The following is a 24,670-nucleotide window of genomic DNA, read 5'->3' on the forward strand; positions in this document are numbered from 1 at the left end:
TCCTTATTACAAAAACTATTAAGCTATTTAGTATTGAATTCAATGGGTTTTGATTTATGAAAATATTTTCATAAACATAGTAACAGTTCTTTTGCTGCTTTGCAAGCGTTTTTTTAATATTCAGAAAATATTCCGTTTCTTATCTGCCCGCCTCTTTCAATTTGTTTTTCCACAACCGGCGGTAAAGCACCACGGCCGCAATCGAGGCAGCGGTTTCTCCAATGGGAAAGGTTATCCAAACCCCGGTCAGCCCCAACTGGGTAAAATGTACCAGCACCAACGCCAGGGGCGGTATAATGACCATCTGGCGCAGCAGGGAAACCGTCAGCGAACGCCCGCCTTCCCCCAGGGCTTCAAAGGCGCCGGCGATAATAACGCCCAGTGTGGAAATGATAAACCCGCTGCATATAATCCGCAGCGCTTCCACTCCAATATCCAGCATTTGCTGCGAGCCGCCAAACATGAGAAGGATCCACTCTGCGCCGACTAAAAACAGCACCGTTCCCACAGCCATGATCGTGCCGGTAGTGGCCAGCGAAAAGTGCAGGGTTCTCTTCATTCGTTCCTGATCGCCCGCGCCGAAATTATAGCTGATGATAGGGCGCATCCCTTGGATCAAGCCGTTGACCGGCATGTAGACAAAGGTCTGCAATTTAAAATAAATGCCAAACACCGCCACCGAAATCTGAGAAATTCCGGCCAGTATTCCATTGAGCAGCCCTACAAGAAGCGACGGCATGGACATGACCATACAGGAGGGAACGGCAACACTGTACAGCTTGTGGACCATTCGTTTGTCAAGGCGAAAACCTTTCAGCTGTATATGAACTCCGCAGTTTTTCTTACGATAAAAGAGAATCGCCAGCCCACAGGCGAAGCACTGTCCAATGATGGTGGCGATGGCGGCCCCTTTCACTCCTAGAGATGGCGCTCCCAGGAGGCCGAATATAAGGATGGGATCCAGGGCAATGTTTACCACCGCGCCCACAATCTGAAACAGCATGGGCGCCAGCATTTTTCCAGTGGATTGAAAAATCTTTTCAATGAGGATATGAACCAGGCTTGCTCCGGAAAGGCAGATCACAATGTGGCTGTACTGGCTGCCCATTTGCAGGATTTGGGGAGAATCGGTGAAGAGCCCGACAAACCAGGATGAGCCCAGCGTCCCCAGAATCACAAAACCCGCCATATGAAAAAAAGTGAGAACCAGCCCGTGGCTGGCAGCCTGGTCGGCATCTTCTTGTCGTTTTTCGCCCAAACTCCTGGCGATGCTGGCGTTTACTCCAACGCCCATACCTACCGCCACCGCCAAAACCAAATTTTGCAGCGGAAACACGATAGACACCGCCGTCAGAGCTTCCTGGCTGAGGCGGCCTACAAACAGGCTGTCGACAATGTTATACAGGGATTGTACCAGCATGGAGACCATTGCCGGAATGGACATGGTCATCAGAAGCGGAAACACCGGCTTTACTCCCATGGGATTTTCTATGTGTGTCATGCTATAACTCCTTTTCACAAAAAAAGACTATAGTTTCCTGTTTATAACTCAGAAACAGGAAAAGCTATAGCCATTTCAGCCGTTCTATGGTAGCACGGATCAATGCCAGTGTCAATGATTTCAACTGCTCCGGCTGAGACGGGCTCAGTCCGGGTTTAGCGGAGCTTAGCGGGGGATCATGTGGCCTTGCGCGAGTTGGACCTGGGAACTACGGTAAATTTTTAAAAAAATACGTGTTCTTTTCGCAAAGTTGTGGGGTTGCGGGGTCCGATCCTGCCAACTATGCGGCCCGCGCAGCTTCTAGGCGAATCTGACAACGCCCGGTCATTGAAACTTGCGTAGATATTGAAATACTTTTTCACTTTTTTCCCAAAGATCCCCACATCCTCTCTACAAGCCGCAGCCGCCTCGTATCTCCGGAAATTTTCTATAAAAAGTTATTCGCCGTCGCTCACTTTGTCGGTCTTCACTCCTATAACAAACAGTATGACGCCGAGGACTGCGCCGCCCAGGCCACACCATCTGCATATGGATATCATGCCGCCAAAATTGCTCAGGAGCCCGCTGCCGTATGTCTGGAGGTAGTAATCCGGGCCCCAGGAACCTTCGTACCATGAAATGACGAAAGAGCCGGCAAACATCAGCAGTCCGAATATCATGAAGAATATTCCAATCCTCCAGATGTCGCCCTGAGCCAGCTTGGTCTTCGGGTTGATCGGATATTTTTGGGGATCGCTGGCATACAGTCCTCCGTAAAGCCGCTTGAATATCACATAGAACACGACGCCGGAAACTGTTATCAGAAAACTGAGCGTGAAAAACTCCAAACCGTTCACCATAATGCCGATGAACCCGATGAGGAACATACCGCCTATCACATAAGCTTTTAACACTTTCCCACCTTTTGCATACCATACGTTTCTTTTCTCAACGGGGTATTTTTTCCTTATTTTCAAGAAAGCGAAGGCAAGGCCCACGTAGAGGACGAAAAGCACAGGCGACACAATATTCACGATCATAGAAAAGTCAAAGTTTACGAAGATGATGGTCACGATAGCCAGTATGACGATCGGCCAGAAAGGCATCTTGCTTTTCTTTGTCAGCTTGGAGAGGAAGCCAGGGCAAAGATTGTCCTCCGCCAGGATGAGAAAAAGCCTTGAACCGCTGGCGATGACCGAGTTTGTCGTCGAGCACGAGGAGATTACGGCCATGATCATGAAGGCAACGCCGAGAGCCGGTCCCGTGTAATGGATCAGTACCGACGAGTAATTCAAAGTACCTTCCCCGATGCCGGTCCCCCAGTTCTGATAATTCCCCAGGGAAGCGAGGCCCGCGACGGTTGGCAAAAGGAAATTGAGGGTTATGATAATGATGGAAACCTTCATCCCCTTCGGAACTATTTCGGGGTTTGATATCTCTCCGCCCAGGTTGGATATCTGTATGTAGCCGCAGTAGAGCCATATACCGATGGCAAGTCCCGTACCCAGGCTGCTTACGATATCCGTGCCCTCCGGAATGAACGGGTCGATCGGATTGTAGTTCCAATTAGCAAAGCCTACAATGGTCACAAGAGCGAACATTACGATAATGATGATAGAGAAAATAGTGCTGAGGATGCTCACTTCCTTGAGGCCTATAAGATTTACAATGGTCAGAATGACTACGATGGCTACCTTTATCACAGTAGCGGCCAGAGGCGTCAGTGCTATAACTTTGCCTATATAACCCACGGCGATAACGACGTAGGCCGCCTGACCAAGATAGATGGCCAGCATAAGCCACCAGTTCATACAGAAGCCCCACATTTCTCCGTATGCCATTTTCATCCACACGTAAGGTCCTGCATCAACGGGGGCCAAAGCGCCCAGCTCAGCCGTGTAGATACCCATTGGAGCCGCCCAGAGTATGGGAATGATAATCAGCAGGAGTATCGTCAACCCCGGGCCGACACTGGGGATCATGTCCTCGACGCCGAAAGCTCCGGCTGCGCACATGCAGAAGATCAGAAAGACGATCCCCGCCAGAGAAAATCTGGTCTTTTTCATGGTAGAGGAGCCTGCTGCTGGGGCAGCGTAAGTTTCGGATTTATTGCTCATATAGATCCTCCTTTTTCAAATCGGTTTTCCCTTAGGGCGCCCGCATAGGCGCGGCAGATGATAAATGCAGTTTGCATTTATCTGCACCTGCCCTTGTTCTTGTACTGTCCCTTGCACCTCGCAGAGTCTTCCATAGGGTACTGTTAGCTTACAGGTTATTTTCAGAAAATTATATATTATTCTTGCTATTCAGGTTGTTTCTTTTATAGAAATGATTGTCCTGGAGGATATACAATTTTGCGGTTTGTCTTTAAATCTAATAAAGGACCGCAAAAAAATAAGCGCTGTTAGACATATGGGAGAGGTTCGGGATAGGGGGCGGTCTATATTTATATGAGATGATAGCCAGCCCTGCCGGTTTGTCCCGTGCCTTATCTAATTATGCTGACAAAGGCCAGGCTCTTGCGCCGGAGCTGTACGGTGATGCTCAAATCCTTTCCCGTGCGAAAACAGCTTTCTTCGGAGAAGAGAAGATGTTCCGCCGCCCGCAGAGCGGTTTCCGGCAGGACGCAGTCACCCTTCGGTGTATTGGTTTGCTGCAGGGTTTCTCTTCCTCCGATTCTTTCGGATAGAGATTTTTCTCGCCCCCCAGCGGCTTTAGCCGGCGTCTTCTTTTCAATGCCTGCGCTCTTTATCTTTCTGACTGCGGACAGATATCCATGATAATTTTCCAGCTCCATACGGCTGACGGTGACCAGGCTCTCAGAGGAGGCGCGGGCTTTCAGGGTCACCTCGGCGGCATGATCGGGATTCATGTTCCAACAGAGGATATGGCGGGCGTCTCCTTTTCTCATGATGATGCAGCGGTTGTCCACACATATAGCGTCGTGATCCTGTGTCAAGAAAGTCATAAGATGATACAGCGGAGTCCTGATCCCGTCGGCGGTTAGGGCCGAACCGAATGCAGCGTCTGCCTCGGCGGCCATTCCCACGTTGAAGTCGCAGCAATGACGGACCACTAGTGAATCGAGGAGACTTTTCACGCACAGGTACATATCCGTGCAAGAAGGGGGGTTCCTTTCTGGAAAGATCTCGATTATCAGCTTCACAGAATCAAAGCGGCTGTTTATGAACAGCGGAGAAAAGAGCTTCTCTGGTGTTCCGGACCCTGTGCATATCGCCGCCAGTTCTCCTGTCTCCCCATGATTTTTGGGTCCTGCCGCTTCTCCCGCTTCTTCGAGCATCTCATCTCTCGGACCTGTTTCTTCTGCCTCTTCCGCCGCAAGATCCGGATTTCGAAAGATCAGGTTGAGGCGCAAACGGAACGAATCGTCAAAATCGGCATTATCCACGTGGATGGTCTGACTCAGGGGCTCCGCATGGGCATCGGAAAAAGCCGCTGCCAGCTCACGGAGATTTTCCTGTATCATATCGCTGTAATCGGCAAGCTCGCAAGAGACCATCAGAGGCTCCGAGTTCTGCAGGGTCTGGCCCGCATATTTCTCCCTGTATTCCTGGGGCGTCATGCCGAACCAGAAGCGAAAATGCTTGCTGTAATAGGAAGAGTTGGAAAATCCGGAGCTGAGGGCTATGTGGGATACCGACAGGTCAGAAGACAAAAGCTCGTATTCCGATGTCTCCACCCGCACCATGTTTATGAAATCCCTGTAGTTTATGCCGATGGTCTGGGAAAACAGGTGTGAAAGATAGTAGGGATTCAAGTCCTGGCGGGAAGCGATCTCCTCGAGGGTGGAAGGTTCCACATAGTTTCTGTAGATGTCGTCGATGATCTCTCCGAGACGCTCTGTCTGACGGATATCCTGAAGACGCTTGTAGACGAAGGCCTTGTTTTCCCTATCAATGGTGAAGCTGCGGAATTCCCTGTATATGATCCCGAATATGGTCTTCAGCGTATTCTTTATCCGCGCTGCAAAGCCCTCCGATCGTTTCAGAAATTCGTCGAGCAGTATGAAAATGCAATATTTAAGATGAGACTGCTGGTTATCGTAAAGAAGCAGGGTCTTGTCCGTTGGCATGGTTATGACGGCGGTCCTAATGTTGGGGTAAAATCTCTCTATGTAGCCCGTATTAACGCTGAGCACCAAAACAGAGTTGTTTCCGCCCGGGGAACTCATGGCGTGTATATCCTCGCTGTGTATATAGCGAAAATCGTTTTTCCTGAGGCGATACGTCTTGAAGGTGAGGCGAAGATCCACCTGTCCTTCAAGGATATAGATGAGCTGTATGTCTTGATGCAGATGCAGAGGATAGCTTGAAACAGAAATGATCTCGACTTTTACAGGCAGATCGTCTTCATAGATTATTTTTTTCAGCATGGCGCACCTCGTTTTCCCTGATAATAGAATTTAGTTGCTGTCCGCGATTATATTATAAGAAATAAACGCAAAAAAGACAAATATCTTTTCTGAATATTAAAAGAACTAGCAATAAAGAGATTTACGGAAAAATCCAATTGAGGTATAGTATATACATGAAGCTTAGATGCGCCGCAGCCGGCGGCGCGCCAATATCGATTGACAGGGAGGGACATATTATGAATTTAGTGCTAAAGAGTACATGTATTTATGACAGTGTCAGCGATGCACCGTTTGCAGGATACATAGAGATGGAGGGTGGCAAGATCCGGAAAGTGACAAAGGGTGATACAGACTGTTATGACGACAGGACCATATATGATGTGCGGGACTGCGGTGACAGGACGATAACAGCAGGGCTTATAGACAGTCATGTGCATCTGTTCCTGGGTTCTCTCCACAACGCCACAGTAGATATCTATGATACAAAAACGGAGGAGGAGGCCGCAGAGAAACTCTATGAGTTCTATAAGGATCGCGACGATGAGTGGATCATTGGATTCAGATGGTGCCAGTTCCGATGGCCGGAAGAAAAGCTGCCGACGAAAGCTTCTCTCGACAGATATTTTCCGGACAGACCGGTAATCGCTTTTAACGACGAACTCCACGGCGTATGGGTCAACAGCAGGACGCTGGAGCTGTGTGGCATAGATCGGAATACGCCGGATCCTGCGGGCGGCACCATAGTCAGAGACGAAAACGGGGAGCCGACAGGGTTCCTATTGGAGCAGCCGGCGATGGAGCTGGTGACCAAGGAAGCCCTCTGCGTATCGCCGGAAAAGGAAGAGGAACTCATCGAAGGCTTTATAAAAAAAGCCCACACGAAGGGAGTGACCTCCGTAGGCGCAGTACACGTCCTGAGAATCATGAAGCATGAAGCGTGCAGGCGCCTCGAAAACAAGGGAAAACTCAAGATGAGAGTCTTCTTTGCTCCTCACATGGAGATGGATATGGGGGAAGCTCTGAGGCTGAAGGAAGAGTACACGTCCGATCGACTGAAGTTCCTGGGTCTGAAGGGATTCATGGACGGAACGCCGCTGGGATATACGGGATATATGGTGGAGCCTTACAGCGACAGGCCCGGTTTCCGTTCCGAACCGCTGGTGGACAGGGACTGGCTGTATGAAAGGAGCAAGGAATGTTATAAAAACGATATCGCCATGAGGCTGCACGCCTGCGGCGACGGGGCGGTGAGGATGGCGCTCGATGCTTATGAAGCTGCGCGGAAGGAATACGGCCCTAAGAACGTGAGAAACGCTATAGAACATATCGAAGTTCTCCACAAGGACGATATGAAGCGATTTGCCGAAACGAATACGGTCGCCAGCATCCAGCCGTCTCACATGCTCATGGAGACGCTGGAGGATCACGCGATCTTTCCCATAGTGGGCAAGAAACGGGCGGAACTGGCATGGCCGGGAAAGACGCTGGCGAAAAACGGTGCCGTGGTAGCTTTCGGAACGGATTATCCGATCGTGGACCTGGATCCTGTGGATAGCATCTACAGAGCCGTCAAGAGGCGCATGGAGGATGATCTGCCGGAGGGGGGCTGGAACCCTCAGGAGAAATTTACCATGGCGGAGGCAATCAAGAACTCCACCATAGGGCCGGCATACATGATGCGCATGGAGGATAAGCTGGGTACGCTGGAAGAAGGTAAGATCGCGGATATAAATGTATTCAGCAAAAATATATTCGAGCATGAAGAGGATATCCCTTCTGTAAATACGGATATGACCGTGTTCGAAGGAGAGATTGTCTACGACAAGCTGTAACTCTTGGAAAGACAGAGCCAGGTGTCCGTGTCTGGCTCTGTTTTATTTTTTTGTTGAATAGTCGCGCGCTCCGTAAACGTCACGATGATCCTCATGCCCATTCCATGGAACCCCGCGGTAAACTTTTATACTGTTTCACGTTTTTTACGCAAAGTTATGGGGTTGCGGGACCCGTTCCTGCCAGGAGGCGGCCCGCGCGGCCTCTTGCTGTAGTTGAGAGGCCGCTATCATTGAAAACTGCGTAAATTTTTGCGTCTGTTTTCACTTTTTTCCCCAATATGTGGCCTCGGCCTCTAACTGTAATTCAAAGCTCCTCCAATTCCTCACATATGATATTTTTTCTTACACAATAGATTTTTTCTTAAAAATGTGATACAATGCTGGAGGATTTAAAGGAGGACCCATGTTAACGCGCAATTTTTTTATCACGGTATTTCGGTATTTTTTATTTCTTTTAGGCATCTTTACAATTTCATTGGGCATTGCTTTTTCCACTTGCTCCGGCCTTGGAACGACACCGCTGGCAAGCCTGCCCTATTCTCTGAGCCTGGGCTTTGACCTGACAATGGGAAGCTTTATGATGCTCCTTAATCTTGTTTGTTTTCTCGGACAAGTTTTACTTTTGCGAAAAAATTTCCCAAAGCTCTGGATTCTGCAGCTGCCAGCCGCATTTGTTTTCGGCTGGATGACCGATTTTTCCAATTCGATCCTTTCCTGGCTTCATCCGGGAAGTTATGCCGCTCAGCTGGGTTGTCTAGCTGCCGGGATCTTTTTAGTAGCATTAGGACTCAGCATCGAGGTTTCCGCCAACACCATTATGCTGTCCGTGGACGGATTTGTAAAAGCGATCGTAATCGCCGCTCATAAGAACTTCGGAAAGACAAAAGTAACCTTGGATATCACGCTGGTCAGCCTGAGTGTACTTGTCTCTTTATTCATGCTCCACCGTGTTCAAGGAGTCCGGGAAGGAACGGTTCTTGCCGCTCTGCTGGTGGGAACGCTCAGCCGCATCTTAGCGCCGCAGATTAGCAGATGGGTACCAAAAGTACGGGAAAAAGTAGCTGTAGAAATTTCCAAAGGCCACAGCGCTGAGTCAGAGGTTGTTTAAATTAGTTTTATAAAGGGACCAATTGCGCACGCAGCCGGTCCCTTTTATCGTTTTTGGAGTTCCGATCAAAATAATCGTTTGCCGTCTAAAATGCTAATATCCAGCTCTTTTGCCCGGCTGGATTGCTTAAAAGGGTTGATTTTTTCCACCACACCGTCATGTTTAAAGAACGAACCTGTATTCTTGAACCAGAAGGTCACATTTGCATCTACGCACTGCCGGCGAATATCCAGGACCCAGTCATAGTCGCATTGACGAGCATCCCTGCCCGTTTCACCGCCAACAGTAACATGGTCCACCCCATGGAGATAAGGGGTCAGATCGATGGCTTCTAAAAGCGGCGCGCAGCCGATAAACCGCCGTTTGATCGGATAGGACAAAAATAACGGCAGTCGATAATCCGCCAATTCCTGGTTCTCAACGGTGCAGCCGATATTTACATTTTCGTAGCCGTCTCCCCAATCCGCCGGGAGTGATACAGGGAAGCGGTCGATCCGTTTTGTCAAAATTAGAAAGTCTATATCCGTTCTCTGCTTAATCATAGCCCAAACATCTTTGCGCCACTCATCCGCCTCAGGCAGAAAAAAGTCAGTTGCAAAGCAGGTGGACAAAATCTTGTTTCCCTTAATATTGTACTCGCCATTGGCCTTGGTTCTGATCGGCCAATCAAATTTATCCGTTTTTGAAATCGTATTCTGCCCATAACGTTTTGCATGCGGCCCGTAAAAATAGCAATTTGTGCAGCCCTCGCTGACTTTATAACATCCTGTCCATGGTTCCCAATTCATAATTTCTCCTTTTATAATGCCCTTGCGTATCCGCGCAGGTCATCGTCTTTTTCGCCAAGTACCTACGAATTTTTTCTTACAAATACATATTCCTTTTCTGACGATAGGCCTTCTTCAAATATGTAGCGGGGATGGTCAAGCAGCTTTAGTTCTTCCGCTTCGGCAATTTGATTTTCCGCCATAAAGCGCACCATTTCCCCTCTGGCCATCTTTGCCTGTGTTGCCTTTTGAATGACCTTACCGTCCTTCCATTCTCCAAAGATGCAGGTGATAAATCGATCTTCCGGCTGAAGATATGGCTCAATGCATTTGGAGTATTCTTTTGATGCCAGATTGATAATTGTTCTGCTTTCATCGATTACCTGTTCATATAGCTTGTGCCCCCAGAAATCATACAAATCCTTTTTTCCGTCCAGGCCTGCTTTGGCTTGCATCTCCAGACGATATGGAACCACTCCGTCCAGCGGCCTTAACACACCGTAAAAGCCGGATAAAATCCGCAGCTTCTCCTGAACATAATCCCATGCGTTTTTACTGAATATCTTGGGCGCCATGTATTGGTATTGGATGCCTTCATAAGAAAGCAGCGCCGGTGTCAAATTCCGCTCCAAGTCCATATCGGCAAACCGCTGAAAATTCAATTCCGCAATTTTGTCGCTGCATGCCCACAAAGACTTGGCTTCCCGGTAAGTTAATGCCCTCATCCATGCCGCCAGCTGCTTTGCTTCTTCCAGGAAACAGGGCAGCTTTGCTGCGGCAAACACATCGTTGTCCACATTCATTTTCTTTGCTGGCGAAATAATAATTTTCATGGTCGTTTCTCCATTGGCCGCAGGGCTGGTTATTTATGAAATACAGGAAATGGGATCATCTGGGTAAAAACAGAAAATGTTTTGTGAAATTTACGCATGCTTCCGGCTAGCGGGCAATAATATAAGAAATTTCTCAATTTCTATTCGAAACACCACAATTTGAAACCAATGTCCATATAAATTAGGGCAGTTTCCGCAATATCTGGCTTAAAATATACAAATATTGGATTATTGGCGGCAAGTTAGTGCAAACTATTTTCAATAAAGTTGGATGGAATAGCAAATTAATTACACCGGCCCCATGAAATGCAAAAAATACTCCAAATTTATATGGACATTGCTCTGATTTTCGCCCATTTCGAATAGAAATCAGTAAAATAACTGAAAACCCGGGCAGCTCCGGGGCATCCAGCCCCAAGCTCTATCAGTCCCGGCCCAGGCCTCGATCCAGCGGCTCAAAGTTATCGCTTACTTTTGCAGATCATTCTCCGCCTTACACTGTTCAACCGGATACTTTTCTCTGTTTTTCTCAATCTTTCTCAGCATTTCCTGCTTCATATCAATGCCGATCTTATCACTGAGCATCAAGCAGTAAAGCATGACGTCGGCAATTTCGTCGCTGAGAGCTTCTAAATCGTATTGATTGTCCCATTGAAAGCATTCCAGTAGTTCTCCTGCCTCGATCGTAATGGATTTTGCCAGGTTTTCCGGTGTGTGGTATGGCTCCCAGTTTCGTTCTTCGTTGAATTGGCGGAGGATGTGAATGATGTCGTTCATGGCGGTCTCCTTATTTTTATTCGTATTGCATATAGTATACGATGAAATTCGAACGACCGCAAGCTCACTACCAGCGTCACATATTATCTTACAAGTATCAGGTATATTTTTCCTGTTCATGCCTATTGCTCTGGTGTGAGGGCACTCCTCATTTAAACAGCCATACAAGACCTTTTCGCGGACCTCTCTTAGCAATCCTCACCCCATCGGCAAAAAGCTAATGATTTTTCTACGGATATCTTCCATCAAAGCTTGATATTGATACATATCCAACTTGCATAGTAGTGTTATTTCGTTTCGCGAATAATCTTCCATAAGCAGCCTTGTAAATAACCTCTCCTCTGCTGTCAAAGCCCTAGCGAATTCTCTAAAAAGAATCTGCCTCTCTATACTTCTTTCCTCGCCTCTGATAAGACTGATCGTCTCATTATATGTATCAATTGAAAACGGGCTTTCCCTGCAGAACCTCTTATTTATCCTCTTTCTCTCATAATCAAAGCCGTCATTCAAACATTGCATAACATATAATTCATATGAACTAATCCCCACCTCATACGTCATTTCTGCGAAATAGATACTTGACCACGCGACTGATTCTTTATCAATATTTTTTAGACTATAACCATATCTTTTATAAGCTTTTTGAATTAGGGCATTATAATAGGCCTCATCTGGAACCATTTTCATTTACACAATCACATCTTCTATCTTTAAATTTCTTTTCTTTCTTGTGGATTTAGGCATTACATCTTGGTCTAATATGCCCATCCAGAGTTCATTCTCTTTTTCCCACTTAATCGCATATCTAACCGGAAGCTTTATCTTATGCTCTGCAAATTTTCTTGCTATTGTAGTTATTTTTAATGAACCACTTTTAGGCAGTTTCATCGATCCTTCATGAGCTGAAATAATTATGGATTTAAGATCTTTTGAAAGTAGTATATTTTGCGGCTCATCCTTTAACTTTTCCATAAGTTTTCCATTAATATTCAGTTTACCATTAGCAGTTATCGTTACAGCATAAAGACTCCGTGCGGGTTCATCGGGTTTCACTTCAAAATATTGAGAGTAATCAATTTTCATATGGCGCCTCCTTTTTATATACTTATTAAATTTTATGATAAAACTGATCAAATTAAAATTCTTGGAGTTTTATTTCTCATATGGGAAGTTTCAATGGTTAGCTAGATTGCAAATCTCTTACCTCTAGCTCATTTTTATATATTCTCTTTACGCGAAATAACATTTATCCATTTACCCTGATGGTCAGACCTTGCATCTTCTGATATATTCCACTCCACGCATTCCAAGCCGTTTTCTCTGCAGAATAATAAGTCAAGCTCTTTTTCCGTGTAGTCATTATAAAACCGCATTTGTTCTACACGTTCCTGATTTCCATATTTAAAAGACGTATATAAAACGCCGCGGTCTTTTAATGCTGCTGCTAATCGTGTAAGCATTTCGGGCATATCCCGCTTTCTAATGTGCAATAGCGACGCGCATGCCCAAATCCCATCATATCGACCTATTTCATCTATCTCATCGAAACATTTACATTGGACTTCCTGTCCGATATATGCAGCGGCCAGTTCACACAGTGTCCGAGAGCCATCCATAGCCGCCACATCATAGCCCAATTCTTGAAATGCCTTGGTATCCCTGCCACTTCCACAGCCAAGGTCAAGGATTAATCCTCCTTGAGGGATGTATGCTAAAAACATTTTGTATTGATTGGACATATCTGCATTTATGGTATTTTCGCAGAATTCCAGCGCATGCTGCTCATAATATTCTAACGTTTTGTCCTTCATTATAAAATCCAATTCCGAAACCCAAGGTTCCTCGCCGACTGATAAACCGGAGAAACGATATCTTCAAGCCTTTTGCAAAACTCCGGCATTTCCAGACCTTCTTGGTATAACCGCTGCGCTTCTATGGTATTGATATGCTCTCTCTGACAAACTTCAAATTCTTTATGTACCTTTTCGTTTTGCCATATCAACTGATACGACTGATATTCGATCTCACATAGCCTGGGGAAATAGATCGTCCAATCCGGGAGATGATTGCTCTTGCTGCTGTTAATGCTTCGCGTTGTCGGACTCAAATTCCAAAACTCGTCATGAGCGACATAGGACCAAGGAATGAAATGGTCGATAGAAATATCACTGTTATCTAAGACTTTTTTGCTGTAAATATCTTTTAAAGGTTTCACCCTTGATACTAATTTCCAATATCGTTTAATTTTCTCCAGTTTTCGTTCCTGCGGCGGTGCAAGCTTATTGACAATTCCAGGAACGCTGGGGTTCCGCCGCTGCAGATATTGGATCAAATGATATTGTATCCAGCCAATAATAATGTCCTGATTATACCGGATATAGGATACCCACTCGTCCTGTATTTCAATCTCACTATCCAATCCGGAAATTTGCACAAAATAGTACATCAGCCGCTTCTTTTGATTGATCCTTTGAGCAAGCAATTTCCTTGAAATTTTCCAATCGTTCCCCTTGATGTCATCTAGGAAAGGCGCTTGCAGGCGATACGGGACTTGCTCTGTCAATCTGCGTTTTCTGCTTCTAAATTCTTTATCCTCACAATTTTCAAGAAATAGCATAACCCTATCCTTTTTCTCAGAAGGTTTCAGACCGCTGATGCCAGATATGTAGTGAACGATGGCTTCCAGATTGTCCACAGGGCCTAAGTTCAGCTTATACTCGGAAACCATATACCATGTATCTGCAATCATGCTGTTGATCAGCTCATCATAGGTAAGTCTTGTCTTCCCTTGGACCACTTTCTTCACAATCGCCTGAAACCAAAAGAGTTTATAGCTTTCGCTCTTGTTATCAAATAGGCGCGAAAGATATTTAACTTCTACATTTGCTGATTGCGGCAAGTACATCATATTGACTCCTTTGCTTATTTTATTGCGTTATAATAAATGAATCGCTCTAAGCCTTTCATGCTTATGCGTTTAGCCCTCTTCATTCCAATTGACTTCATTATCAGGGAAAAATATATTTGTTCCAAGATATTTTTCCACATATTCAAAACAACGTTTATAATCACGGCTTATAAGAAATTCTTTTAGTTGCTGACGATTTATATGTCCAAAGCTGGCACAAGCCTCCCGGAAGCCTTCATTTCTGATTACAAAATAAATGGAGCTGGGGATTTTCCCACAATCTACAATAGCATGTATACTTGTACAATTTTCTTCTAGCATACCCTCACTTGGAACAAGCACCCATTGGCTTATTTCTTTTTGCTCTTTCTTTCTCCTGTTTGATTTAGCATCCTCAAATAGTGTACACTTTGTTTCAAAAGCCATTTGTTCAATCTTATATTCATTGTCTTTTAAAGTATTGGTTTCAATCTGTTGTATACAAAAATTGATTTTCTCCATCTCATATTCATCAATCTCATATAGCAGATCGCCAAAAAGCTCTTTTTCTAAATAAGGCAGGATTAAAGCAACAAAAATTATCAGCAGGAGAGCAGAATAGCTAATAACTGCAGCGAAACCCATGGTTTCGCTGTCCGTTACGATCACTTGGCTTAAAAACACACTGGAGAACGATATTAATACAGTGCGCATGAAATCCTTTGCATCATAAAATAGCTTGCTATGCTTTTTCAAAAATTGTTTTCTTTCATAAAAAATTTTAATCCTTTTTTTCTCTATATAACCCAAAATTACATCGCTTGCATATATTTCATTAATCTTTTTAATGCAGAGCAAATATTGAATATCTTTGTTATCGCCCAATTTATATTTATCTATAAACTTGAAAACAAATTCTTCATCATATCCAGTGTAATCATGCATATTAATGAATCCCTTTTTTATGAGTTGAAAGATTTTAATTAAAAGATATGCAGCAAACATAACTGGTAAAGTTAAAAATATATAATAGCTTGTCAGGCCAAATAGTTTACCAATATACTTATGTGCTGTAAAGTTCAGCAAAATTAAACCGATCGCGCAAATAATGACAGCCAGTAAAAATAAAAATATTTCCCATATCCAAAATTTGCTGTTTTTATAAATGGTTCTTAATGTGCGCGCTTGTCGTTTTCGCATGAAGTTCTCCCGTAAAATGGTTTGTTGTCAATTGGCAGTCTTTTCCCTTTAAATCCATCTTACTGTATTTCTTTTATACAGTCAAGAAAACGGGGCGCAGCCTTGGGATGAGCGAGGAGAAACTTGTTCAGCACGGCTTGCGATGAAATGAAAGATTGCACTAGGTTTGCAAAACTTACAAACCTACTGCAATCATAGATGCCAAGCGGGCCTATGGAACAATTTTTTTACAACAATCAAATCATCCCATCCACCGAATCCAATGCCCGATCCAAAATCGCCATTGCCTCCCGCAGCTCTTCTTCTGCAATAATCAGCGGCGGCGCCACCACAATCATATTCTCATGGGAGTAAGTGAAAAACCCTTCCTTCATCAACATACCGATGATCTTTGGCATCATTCCATCCGGATCGCAGTTAAAGGACACCACCGGCGTTCCCTTTTCATCTTTCACAATCTCCATGGCTGAAAAAAGGCCAATCTGCCTGATCTCTCCCACACACGGATGCTTCTGCGAAAGTTCATCCAAGATGCCCCGCAGCACATTCCCTTGCTTTTCCACATTTTCTTCTATGTGCAAACGCTCATATTCTTTAATCGCCGCCACAGCCGCCGCGCAGCCCATTGGGTGGGCGTTATAGGTAAGTCCGCACATCATTTGATGATCGTTAAAATACTTCTGAATTTTTTCAGAAACCAGGACGCCTCCGATGGGAACGTATCCGCAGGTCACCCCTTTTGCAAACGTCACCAAATCCGGCTCAATACCATAATGCTGGAAGGCAAAGGCTTTTCCTGTGCGGTACCAGCCTGCCATAACCTCATCACAAACCATAACAATGCCGTATTTTGTACACAAATCACGAACCCCTTTCATCCACTTTTGAGGCGGAATCAGAACGCCGTTTGACCCTACCACGGTTTCCAGGAATATGGCAGCGATCCTTTCCGGGCCTTCATAAAGTACCTGGTTTTCCAGCAGCTCCAGGTAAAAATCCGCAGCATCGTCCTCATCCGTAAATACAACCTGCTTGGGCGCTCGGTAGGCATAGGGACCATCGTATTTGATGAATCCGGCAGGCCCGGGTTCGTTGGCGAAATGCCGCGGTTCGCCGGTAAGCATACCTGCGCCTGCTGATGATCCGTGGTAGCAGCGATACATGGAGAAAATTTTCCACCGGCCCGTATATTGTTTTGCCATTTTGATCGCGTTTTCATTGGATTCCGCCCCGGCATTGGTAAAAAAAACTTTCGCGTTCTTCATACCCGACAATTTTACAACCGCCTCCGCAGCGTCAGACCGGACATCAACAGCAAAAGCCGGACTGATAAAGGGAATTTTCTCAGCCTGCTCTTTGATTGCCTGGACGATAGCTTTATTGCCGTGGCCCAAATTCGAGTTTACCAGCTGGGAGGACATATCATAATACCGGTTTCCCTCTTCATCCCAAAAGTAAATACCGTCTGCTTTTGTGATAACTTTGGGATCAATCCCTTTTTGTGCACTCCATGAATGCAAATTATATTGTAAGCTTTTTTCTTTTATTAGAGACATTTTGTTTTTCCTTTCTTTTTACCTCATACCCTGCTGGCAGGCGGATGCTGCCGCTGATTCCGGTCCCGCTCCACAAGTAACCCCGCGCCAGCTGCATTCTCTATTCAATAAACAGCGAAATCGCTTCCGCCAGCCCATCGCAATCATTGGTTAGGGCAATGTAATCCGCACATGCTTTCACATTATCATCCCCATTGCCCATGGCGACCGAAACCCCTGCCGCTTCTAACATCTCAAGATCATTCTGGCTGTCCCCGGCGGCCATCACCTCCGTCAGGCTTATTCCCAGCATCCTGCACAGCACTTCCAGAGTCTTTGCTTTGCTGCAGTTTTGCGCGATCAGTTCCATATTATTGTGCCCGGAGGATGTCACACAAGCATGGCGTACCTCTGCCAGTTCTTCCTTTATCCTGCTGGCAGCCGAACCGGCTTCAAAGTAAACAGCAACCTTTTCGATTCGAGTTCTATGTACATCCAAAAGCTGTGAAACACCCCGCACCGGAACTCTGGTCGCCAAAACATAATTACGATTTCTGTAAGAAATTTGACTGCGCTCAACCTTTTCATAAAAAGCGTGTTCCATGTAGGCACTGCCTTTTACATATACTTCAACCATCAACTCCTTTTTGTGCAGGAGCCGCCTGATTTCTTGGACCCCGGAAGGGTCTATATAGTGATTATACAGAATTTCGCCATTCTGAGCATTTCGAATCTCTGCACCATTGGATACAACCGCATACCGGATACAATCCAGCGCCAGCAATTCCGGCGGCAGCGACTTAAAACACCTTCCGGTTACCGGAACGATTTCTACGCCCTGTTCTGCAGCCAAGATCAAGGCCTGCCTTGTCCTTTCTGTCAACTGATTTTTCGAGTTTAACGTGGTCCCATCCAAGTCCAAAGCAATGAGTTTTACCTTCATGCTAACATTGATCCTTTCTGCGCTGACAAACAGATACTCGCCGGGCACACACATCCGGCGAGTATAAACAAGAGGCTGCATGTCAACACGGTCTTGTTAAAGTGGTATATTAGAATGTTTCTTATAGGGCATGACGGACTTTTTATTGCGAATAATCCGCAAATCTTTAATGACTCTGCTCCTAAGATCTTCCGGATCGATCACATCATCCACAATCCCATATTCCGCCCCTTTGTACGGGTTGAGAAACAGTTCTTTGTATGTTTCTGTCAGCTCCTTTCTCTTGGCCGCCTGATCCTCTGCCTCTGCGATTTCGTGCTTAAAAACGATGTTTGCAGCGCCTTCCGCGCCCATGATTGCCAGCTCGCCGGTGGGAAGGGCCAAAACAAAATCCGCGCCCATACCTTTGCCGCACATGGCGGAATAAGCCCCGCCGTAATCCTTGCGCACGACCACAGTGATCTTCGGAACAGTGGCTTCCGAGTATGCAAAGAGCAGCTTGGCACCATTGCGAAGAATGCCGTTATGCTCCTGCATGACACCCGGAAGATAGCCGGGCGTGTCCGCCAGCGTAATGAGAGGAATGTTGTAGCAGTCGCAGAAACGCACAAATCTAGCGGCTTTCCAGGAGGCATTCACATCGATGCATCCGGCCAGCATCTTCGGTTGATTGCCGACGATTCCAACGGTTTCACCCCCTAGACGGGCAAATCCGATTACCATATTTTGTGCAAATTCCGCCTGAACTTCCATAAAATCTTGGTTATCGACAAAGCATCGGATCACCGCCTTCATATCGAAGGATTTTTGCGGGTCCAAGGGGATGATATTCCTGATTTCCGGCGTTCTGCGGTCGATGGGATCATTTTCTGCATATCGGGGCGGCATCTTCTTGCTGTTTGACGGCAGGAAGGATAGAAGTCTCTTTGCTACTGCAAACCCTTCCTGCTCCGAATTGACAACAAAATGTGCCAGCCCCGTTATTCTGCCGTGGACTCCGGCACCGCCGATATCCTCAAAGGTGGTTTTTTCTCCTGTTACCGACTCGATCACTGCCGGACCGGTAACAAACATCTTTCCGATTGGGTTTACTTGAATGATAAAATCGGTCAAAGCCGCGCAATACGATGTTCCGCCGGCACAAGTCCCCAGGATCAAAGAGATTTGCGGAATCCATCCGGAAGCGATACTGGTTTTGCCAAAAGTGGAACAATAGGCATGAAGGGCTGATACGCCTTCCTGTATCCTGGCTCCGGCCGCATCGTTAAAGGTTAGAATTGGATATCCGGCTTCTATGGCCTTTTCAAAACAGTTCATGATTTTATCCCTGCCGGCCTCACCCATGGAACCGCCCATGATAGTCACATCATTGGCGTAGGCAAAAACCGGTCGGCCGTCCACATTGCCGTAACCGCAGAGGACGCCTTCATTACCCAAATTCTTCTCATTGAGACCAAAATCAGCACAGCGGTTTTTTGTCCAAGGCTTCATTTCCGTATAGGTATGATCATCAAAAAACGCCTCAATCCGTTCCTCTGCGGTCAGTTTCCCAGCCTTGTGCATCTTTTCCACCCGGCTTGGATTGTTTTTGATTTTTAATGCATCTCGCTTTTCTCGGTAGTTTCCATAGATGTCTGTCATTCCATTCTCCTTTATACTCCCTGCACCTACAGCTCTGGTCCATGGAAGCTGAGTTTCTTGCATTTAATTAGTTCTCCAGCTCCCCGCCTGCCCAAAAATTCGCCGTCTTTAAATACCAATCTGCCCCTGCTATAGGTAGCGATGGGGTATCCCTTCAGCTTAACGCCTTCCCAAATGGTATGATCCGTATCGCCATGCATAGCTTCATTGGTAATGGTAAATTCTTTTTGCGGATCGTACAGCACCAAATCCGCATCCAGCCCTACACGCACAGAGCCCTTCCGATGGCTGAGACCAAAGAGCTTGGCCGGGTTTGCCGCGCATAATTGGACGGCCTTATTGAAGGTGATTCTTCCCGCCCCCGCCTGGGCCAGCACATACGGATACATATTTTCAACACCGGCACAGCCATTGGGTATGGTCGTAAAGTCGCCGGACGTACCGTCTTTTTTCGTAATCCCCCAGTCTTTTTCTGCCTGTTTAAATGGACAGTGATCGGTGGCAATGGTGGTAATATTTCCATTGGCGATTCCATGCCAGATGGCATCCTGGGATTCCTGATTTTTCATTGGCGGCGAACAGACAAAATTTCTTCCCCGATCCCGTTTATAGACCTCATTGGTAAAGTGGAGATATTGGGGACAGGTTTCGGCAAAAATGGGATAGCCCTGCTTTCTTGCCTCCGTTACCGCTTCCATACCCATCTTGTCGGCCAGATGAACGATGTAAAGAGGAGCCTCTGCCATTTTCGCCAGATTGATGGCGCGCACGTCCGCCTCTCCCTCCACCAGCTCGTTCTTGGACATATAATGCCACCAGGCCGAAACCTTTCCCTCTGCCAGGTACTGTTTTACAAGAAGGTCGTTTACATCCTTGTTTTCAGCATGAACCCCCACCAGGGCTCCGATTTTCTTGGCTTTTTGCAGCACTTTATAAAAAGAACCGTCATCCACGCCAAAGTCGTAGACCATGTATACTTTAAAGGAAGGGATCCCGTATTCCACTGCTTCCTCCATGGAATCCAGCAGTTCATCCGTGGATACATCTCCTACCCCAATGTGGAAGGAATAATCCACCGCTGCGTCCGGCGCAGCCAAAGCGTCTCTGCGCTTCACCGCATCCAGCATGCGTTCGCCCGGGTCTTGCTGTACAAAATCAAAGACCGTCGTCGTTCCGCCGCAGGCAGCGGATCGGGTTCCCGCATAGTAGTCGTCAGAGGAAATGGTTCCTCCAAAAGGCAGCGCCAGGTGGGTATGGCCGTCGATGGCCCCGGGGAGGACGAATTTACCCCGGGCATCGACGATATCGTGAAAATCATGTTCTTCAAAGTTCGTTCCAATGGCTGCGATCTTTCCGCCGCTGACCGCCACGTTGGCCTGATAGGTCTCACTCGCTGTAACGATGGTACCATTTTTGATTAATAAATCCATAATCGTTCCTCATATTCCTACTCAAAGATTTCTTTCAGCATCAGATTTTCCGGGCTGCAGCCCTCTCTCCAGACCAGCTCTCCCGGCAGGATACAGTCGGATACCGGGCAGACCTTCTGACAAAGATGACATCCTACACAATGATCCGTATCCAGCTCCGGCCTTCTCTTTTCGTCATTCCATTTAATCGCCTGATGGCCGCCGTCATAGCAGGATACATAGCATCTGCCGCAGCCAACGCATTTTTCTTCATCAAAGCTTGGCCGGATTTGGTAAGTCCTTGTAAGCTCAGACGGCGATACAATGTTGGGCAGGGCTTTTCCAACCAATTCGTCCAGACTGTTGAATCCCTTTTCGTCCATGTAATGCTGCATGCCGGAAATCATATCTTCTACGATCCGATAGCCATACTCCATGACTGCAGTCGTTACCTGAACATTTCTTGCTCCTACCAGCAAGTAGTCCAGCGCATCGGTCCAGGTGTAGATTCCGCCCACTCCCGACATGGGTACCCCCTCCAATTCAGGACAATTACCCATTTCCGTCATAAAGCGCAGGGCGATTGGTTTTACTGCTGCTCCCGAAAGGCCAGATATGGCCGACTTTCCATTGATAACCGGCTGAGTCGTAAAGAGATCCCGGTCCAGATCAATCACCGATTTTACTGTGTTGATAGCGGAAATGCCTGCTGCACCGCCCTTCATCGCTGCCAGGGCCGATGGAATCATATTGGTGACGTTAGGTGTCATCTTAGCAATGACCGGAAGCTTTGTTCCGCTAACCGACGCTCTTGTAAAGGATTCCACCAGATTTGGATTGGTGCCCACGTCCGAACCCATATTTTCCCGGCCCATATGGGGACAGGAAAGATTAATTTCGATTCCGTCCGCATCAGCCTGTTCTGCGTAGCTGCACAGCAGTTTCCAGTCGTCTTCGGTCTGCCCCATAAAGGAGGCAAAGATCACATGATCCGGATAATCCCTTTTCAGCCGCCTCATGTGCTCCAGATTTTCTTCCAATGTATTCTGGGAAGCGTGTTCGCAGTTTTTAAAACCGGTCCAGGGCTCTCCCGCATTGCCGTAACTGCCGAAGATGGGCGAAATCTCGTTTTCATTCCACAGGTCGATTGTCTTGTAAAATACGCCGCCCCATCCTGCTTCAAAGCATTTGGAGATCATATCGTAATTATTTCCTACTGGTGATGATGAAAGAAAATAAGGGTTCTTGCATTTAATTCCGGCAAATTCGATTGATAAGTCTTTTTTTACTGACATTCTTTTACACCTGCTTTCTGTTCCAGATAATCAATGATGGCTGCCGCGGCTTCCTTACCGTCTTTAACCGCTTCTACTACCGTCTTTCCGCCATTGGCGAAATCTCCTCCCATAAAAATACCTTCCTGGTCAGTCCCGGAAATGGGTTCTGCCGTCTGGCCGATGGCAAATACAACCCTATCGGCTTTTACCTTTGCTTCCGACTCTCCGTCGCGGCCTTTAAAGCGGACGAAGCTGACCTTTCCATCCTCGGCAAGGATTTCCTCCGGGGCAAATTCTGTGGTTATGGTCACACCCATTGACTGGACGTAGTTGATCTCCGCCATTTCAGCCGGCGCCTCTTCAATGGTTCTGCGATAGTAGATCATCACCTTGTCTGCTCCAGCCAACTTTGCGGTTGCGGCGCAGTCCATAGCCACGTCGCCGCCTCCGATGACAATGACCTTGTTCCCCAGATCGCAGGCTCCTCCGGTTTCTCTGGCCTTCTTCAAATAATCCAGCGCATCATATACCCCCTTGGCGTCAGCGCCGGGAACATCTACGGTCTTGGGGCCCCATAACCCCGCGCCAACAAAGACTGCGTCATAGCCTTCTGCCTTCAAATCTTCTGCTGATTCCACTTTCTTTCCCAGTATAAATTCAACACCCAGTTCTTCAATGAGTTTGATATCGTAATCCACCGTCTCCTGAGGCAGCCTGGCTGGTACAATGCCGTAGGTCAGCATTCCTCCTGCCTTTTCTTCTGCATCATAAACGGTAACCTCATACCCCTGGCGTGCCAGCTGGGATGCTGCTGTCAGCGATGCGGGACCGGCACCAATGCAGGCCACCTTGCCGGCTTTCTTTTCAGCCGGAGCTTCAACATTTTTCATATCAAAGGCTTTTTCCTGCTCCACCAGAAAGCTCTGGAGCCTTCCGATTTCGATTGGTTTATCAATGCCGCACCGGCTGCAGGCTTCCTGACACAGCTGGTCATAAGGGCATACCTTTGCGCAGCTTCCGCCGAATGGATTGTTTTTTCTAATGGTCTCAGCTGCCCCCTTTACATTGTTGAAGCGCAGGGAACGAATAAACTTGGCGGGATCGGTTCCCGCAGGGCAGGCCTGGCTGCACGGCGCGTCGTAGCATACCAAACATCTTCTTGCTTCTTCTCTGGCAGTGCGGAGATTGTATCCTGCTGCTGCCTCTTCCAAATACTCTTTTTTAACAACTTTACTCAATGATTCTGCCTCCTATCTCATTTAAAAATCCAGTGCTGTGAACGCTTCCTTTTCCATCTCGCCGGCGGTTAAGAAAATCGCTGCGTTGCCAGCCAGCGCCTTTTCGATAAAATCGGTCCTGCATTTGTCAAAGGGGGTGTGGGCAAATTGTTCCTGCATCCCCGAATAGCCGATCGTCGGCTTACGGTAGTGACCTGCCGTGACCGCCGCATCGGTAGCAAAGGACCAATACCCGTACTTGACCGGCTGTCCGATCTGCGCAAGCGCCTTTGCGCAGGCTTTGGTGAAGGGATGATCCTTTTTGATTTTCCAGGCTTCCGTAAACTTGTATCCATTCATCACTTCTCCTGTATAGCAGGTATCAATGCAGGGTTTGACTTGAATATCAGCTTTAAACTGTGGATCTTCCGCCGCGATGTCATCCAGCACTTTCTGCAGAATCTTCATCGCACTGTCTTCGGTCTCTCCGATCATCGTTCTGCGATCAAAGGAGAGGTAACACTGATCGGGCACAATGGAGAGGGCGCCTGGGGAGCATTCGATGATGTTCAGGGAAATGGATGCAGGCTCCACTTCGCCGTCCGGGTCCTTGGGCAAGTTGGGGATGACTTCGTTTTTAATCTTTTCGATTACTGGAATTGCCTTATATATAGCGTTGATTCCGTTCTGGGGGCAGCTCCCATGGCTGGTTCTTCCATAGACGGTAATCAAATATTCGATTCTTCCCCGGTGTCCCAGGTACAAGCTCAAGCTGGTTGCTTCCGAGGAAACCATGGCATCAAAGTCAAGGCCCCTTTCAGGAAAGGTCTCTGCCAGCATACGCCTGGTGCCTCCGTTTTGACCCGACTCCTCGTGTACCACGCCGGTGTACATAAAGTCGCCTCTCAGCTTCACACCCTGCTGGCGCAGCTTGAGCAAAATGGCCCCGGCGTAGATCTGGAATCCGTGGCCGCTCTTCACATCGGAAGCTCCTCTTCCATGGATGCATTCCACCATTTCCTTGGCAGTTCTGTCCGCATTATCACATTCACAGATATCAATTTTGCCGCCGTAAGGATCATAACCCTCCCAATTAGACACATCTCCTGGGGCAACATGATCCATGTGGGAATTATACATAATGGTCGGACCCTCTTCATCGCCTTTGATAATACCGATGACATTCCCATATTTGTCTCTGCTGACATCATCATACCCCAACGCTTCCATTTCTGCCACGATGATATCCGCCAGCTTCTGTTCATCACCGCTGATAGATGGGGTCTTTATCAGCCTTTGGATAAATTTGATGCAGTCATCTTTCAAGTCTTTGGCTATTTCATTAATCATGCTATATATTTTTTCGTCATACATTTTTTAGATATCCTC

At 46.9% G+C, this 24,670-nt stretch carries 20 protein-coding genes; 2 read left to right on the plus strand and 18 right to left on the minus strand.

Going from position 1 to position 24,670, the window contains the following annotated elements:
• Window positions 1–139: 139 nt before the first annotated feature.
• From LG211_RS17255 to LG211_RS17265, 3 genes are all read right to left on the minus strand, one after another.
• Complete coding sequence (locus tag LG211_RS17255) at window positions 140–1,501, minus strand: MATE family efflux transporter (RefSeq protein WP_269478083.1); 1,362 nt, start codon at window positions 1,499–1,501, stop codon at window positions 140–142.
• Between the two features lie 437 nt (window positions 1,502–1,938).
• The gene (locus tag LG211_RS17260) at window positions 1,939–3,597 is read right to left on the minus strand and encodes an APC family permease (RefSeq protein WP_269478084.1); all 1,659 of its coding nucleotides are present in this window, start codon (window positions 3,595–3,597) and stop codon (window positions 1,939–1,941) included.
• A gap of 371 nt (window positions 3,598–3,968) precedes the next feature.
• Window positions 3,969–5,873, minus strand: a complete 1,905-nt coding sequence (locus LG211_RS17265) for a response regulator transcription factor (protein WP_148397964.1) — start codon at window positions 5,871–5,873, stop codon at window positions 3,969–3,971.
• Between the two features lie 218 nt (window positions 5,874–6,091).
• On the opposite strand from LG211_RS17265, the gene LG211_RS17270 reads away from it, so the two are divergent.
• The gene (locus LG211_RS17270; protein WP_269478085.1) at window positions 6,092–7,687 is read left to right on the plus strand and encodes an amidohydrolase; all 1,596 of its coding nucleotides are present in this window, start codon (window positions 6,092–6,094) and stop codon (window positions 7,685–7,687) included.
• Window positions 7,688–8,090: 403 nt separating this feature from the next.
• A complete protein-coding gene (locus tag LG211_RS17275; protein ID WP_148397966.1) occupies window positions 8,091–8,795 on the plus strand; it encodes a YczE/YyaS/YitT family protein in 705 nt (234 codons plus the stop codon).
• 65 nt (window positions 8,796–8,860) lie between these two features.
• Here the strand turns inward: LG211_RS17275 and LG211_RS17280 are convergent, their stop codons facing one another.
• The 15 genes from LG211_RS17280 to LG211_RS17350 form a co-directional block, all read right to left on the minus strand.
• On the minus strand, window positions 8,861–9,583 hold the full coding sequence (locus tag LG211_RS17280) for a DUF5131 family protein (protein WP_269478086.1): 723 nt from the start codon (window positions 9,581–9,583) through the stop codon (window positions 8,861–8,863).
• A 62-nt stretch (window positions 9,584–9,645) separates the two neighbouring features.
• The gene (yaaA, locus tag LG211_RS17285) at window positions 9,646–10,395 is read right to left on the minus strand and encodes a peroxide stress protein YaaA (protein WP_269478087.1); all 750 of its coding nucleotides are present in this window, start codon (window positions 10,393–10,395) and stop codon (window positions 9,646–9,648) included.
• Between the two features lie 468 nt (window positions 10,396–10,863).
• On the minus strand, window positions 10,864–11,172 hold the full coding sequence (locus tag LG211_RS17290) for a nucleotide pyrophosphohydrolase (protein WP_148397969.1): 309 nt from the start codon (window positions 11,170–11,172) through the stop codon (window positions 10,864–10,866).
• Between the two features lie 198 nt (window positions 11,173–11,370).
• Window positions 11,371–11,859 (minus strand): hypothetical protein, encoded by a 489-nt coding sequence (locus LG211_RS17295; RefSeq protein WP_148397970.1) that lies wholly within the window; start codon window positions 11,857–11,859, stop codon window positions 11,371–11,373.
• On the minus strand, window positions 11,860–12,255 hold the full coding sequence (locus LG211_RS17300) for a hypothetical protein (RefSeq protein WP_269478088.1): 396 nt from the start codon (window positions 12,253–12,255) through the stop codon (window positions 11,860–11,862).
• 134 nt (window positions 12,256–12,389) lie between these two features.
• Complete coding sequence (locus LG211_RS17305) at window positions 12,390–12,983, minus strand: class I SAM-dependent methyltransferase (RefSeq protein WP_253020843.1); 594 nt, start codon at window positions 12,981–12,983, stop codon at window positions 12,390–12,392.
• Window positions 12,983–14,080 carry an HNH endonuclease domain-containing protein gene (locus tag LG211_RS17310; RefSeq protein ID WP_332108557.1) on the minus strand — a complete coding sequence of 366 codons (1,098 nt, stop codon included), beginning with the start codon at window positions 14,078–14,080 and terminating at the stop codon, window positions 12,983–12,985. The genes LG211_RS17305 and LG211_RS17310 overlap by 1 nt, the downstream gene beginning before the upstream one ends.
• Before the next feature lie 69 nt (window positions 14,081–14,149).
• Window positions 14,150–15,259, minus strand: a complete 1,110-nt coding sequence (locus tag LG211_RS17315; RefSeq protein ID WP_269478089.1) for a hypothetical protein — start codon at window positions 15,257–15,259, stop codon at window positions 14,150–14,152.
• A 236-nt stretch (window positions 15,260–15,495) separates the two neighbouring features.
• Window positions 15,496–16,815 (minus strand): aminotransferase class III-fold pyridoxal phosphate-dependent enzyme, encoded by a 1,320-nt coding sequence (locus LG211_RS17320; protein ID WP_269478090.1) that lies wholly within the window; start codon window positions 16,813–16,815, stop codon window positions 15,496–15,498.
• Between the two features lie 100 nt (window positions 16,816–16,915).
• Complete coding sequence (locus LG211_RS17325; RefSeq protein WP_269478091.1) at window positions 16,916–17,737, minus strand: Cof-type HAD-IIB family hydrolase; 822 nt, start codon at window positions 17,735–17,737, stop codon at window positions 16,916–16,918.
• Between the two features lie 96 nt (window positions 17,738–17,833).
• A complete protein-coding gene (locus LG211_RS17330; protein WP_269478092.1) occupies window positions 17,834–19,378 on the minus strand; it encodes an acyl-CoA carboxylase subunit beta in 1,545 nt (514 codons plus the stop codon).
• A 26-nt stretch (window positions 19,379–19,404) separates the two neighbouring features.
• Window positions 19,405–20,808: a dihydropyrimidinase gene (hydA, locus tag LG211_RS17335; protein WP_269478093.1), complete on the minus strand. Its 1,404-nt coding sequence runs from the start codon at window positions 20,806–20,808 to the stop codon at window positions 19,405–19,407.
• A gap of 17 nt (window positions 20,809–20,825) precedes the next feature.
• Window positions 20,826–22,082: an NAD-dependent dihydropyrimidine dehydrogenase subunit PreA gene (gene preA, locus LG211_RS17340; protein WP_253020837.1), complete on the minus strand. Its 1,257-nt coding sequence runs from the start codon at window positions 22,080–22,082 to the stop codon at window positions 20,826–20,828.
• Window positions 22,073–23,302 carry an FAD-dependent oxidoreductase gene (locus tag LG211_RS17345; protein ID WP_269478094.1) on the minus strand — a complete coding sequence of 410 codons (1,230 nt, stop codon included), beginning with the start codon at window positions 23,300–23,302 and terminating at the stop codon, window positions 22,073–22,075. Before LG211_RS17345 ends, preA begins: the two co-directional genes overlap by 10 nt.
• Before the next feature lie 21 nt (window positions 23,303–23,323).
• Window positions 23,324–24,655 (minus strand): M20/M25/M40 family metallo-hydrolase, encoded by a 1,332-nt coding sequence (locus LG211_RS17350; protein WP_269478095.1) that lies wholly within the window; start codon window positions 24,653–24,655, stop codon window positions 23,324–23,326.
• Window positions 24,656–24,670 lie beyond the last annotated feature (15 nt).

This window comes from Hominibacterium faecale, from assembly GCF_020734085.1.
GTDB lineage: Bacteria > Bacillota > Clostridia > Peptostreptococcales > Anaerovoracaceae > Hominibacterium > Hominibacterium faecale.

Excerpts from the sequence above, each read along its gene's own strand:
- LG211_RS17255 (WP_269478083.1), bottom strand. The coding sequence starts at position 1,501 with ATGACACACATAGAAAATCCCATGGGAGTAAAGCCGGTGTTTCCGCTT.
- LG211_RS17260 (WP_269478084.1), bottom strand. The coding sequence starts at position 3,597 with ATGAGCAATAAATCCGAAACTTACGCTGCCCCAGCAGCAGGCTCCTCT.
- LG211_RS17265 (WP_148397964.1), bottom strand. The coding sequence starts at position 5,873 with ATGCTGAAAAAAATAATCTATGAAGACGATCTGCCTGTAAAAGTCGAG.
- LG211_RS17270 (WP_269478085.1), top strand. The coding sequence starts at position 6,092 with ATGAATTTAGTGCTAAAGAGTACATGTATTTATGACAGTGTCAGCGAT.
- LG211_RS17275 (WP_148397966.1), top strand. The coding sequence starts at position 8,091 with ATGTTAACGCGCAATTTTTTTATCACGGTATTTCGGTATTTTTTATTT.
- LG211_RS17280 (WP_269478086.1), bottom strand. The coding sequence starts at position 9,583 with ATGAATTGGGAACCATGGACAGGATGTTATAAAGTCAGCGAGGGCTGC.
- yaaA (WP_269478087.1), bottom strand. The coding sequence starts at position 10,395 with ATGAAAATTATTATTTCGCCAGCAAAGAAAATGAATGTGGACAACGAT.
- LG211_RS17290 (WP_148397969.1), bottom strand. The coding sequence starts at position 11,172 with ATGAACGACATCATTCACATCCTCCGCCAATTCAACGAAGAACGAAAC.
- LG211_RS17295 (WP_148397970.1), bottom strand. The coding sequence starts at position 11,859 with ATGAAAATGGTTCCAGATGAGGCCTATTATAATGCCCTAATTCAAAAA.
- LG211_RS17300 (WP_269478088.1), bottom strand. The coding sequence starts at position 12,255 with ATGAAAATTGATTACTCTCAATATTTTGAAGTGAAACCCGATGAACCC.
- LG211_RS17305 (WP_253020843.1), bottom strand. The coding sequence starts at position 12,983 with ATGAAGGACAAAACGTTAGAATATTATGAGCAGCATGCGCTGGAATTC.
- LG211_RS17310 (WP_332108557.1), bottom strand. The coding sequence starts at position 14,080 with ATGATGTACTTGCCGCAATCAGCAAATGTAGAAGTTAAATATCTTTCG.
- LG211_RS17315 (WP_269478089.1), bottom strand. The coding sequence starts at position 15,259 with ATGCGAAAACGACAAGCGCGCACATTAAGAACCATTTATAAAAACAGC.
- LG211_RS17320 (WP_269478090.1), bottom strand. The coding sequence starts at position 16,815 with ATGTCTCTAATAAAAGAAAAAAGCTTACAATATAATTTGCATTCATGG.
- LG211_RS17325 (WP_269478091.1), bottom strand. The coding sequence starts at position 17,737 with ATGAAGGTAAAACTCATTGCTTTGGACTTGGATGGGACCACGTTAAAC.
- LG211_RS17330 (WP_269478092.1), bottom strand. The coding sequence starts at position 19,378 with ATGACAGACATCTATGGAAACTACCGAGAAAAGCGAGATGCATTAAAA.
- hydA (WP_269478093.1), bottom strand. The coding sequence starts at position 20,808 with ATGGATTTATTAATCAAAAATGGTACCATCGTTACAGCGAGTGAGACC.
- preA (WP_253020837.1), bottom strand. The coding sequence starts at position 22,082 with ATGTCAGTAAAAAAAGACTTATCAATCGAATTTGCCGGAATTAAATGC.
- LG211_RS17350 (WP_269478095.1), bottom strand. The coding sequence starts at position 24,655 with ATGTATGACGAAAAAATATATAGCATGATTAATGAAATAGCCAAAGAC.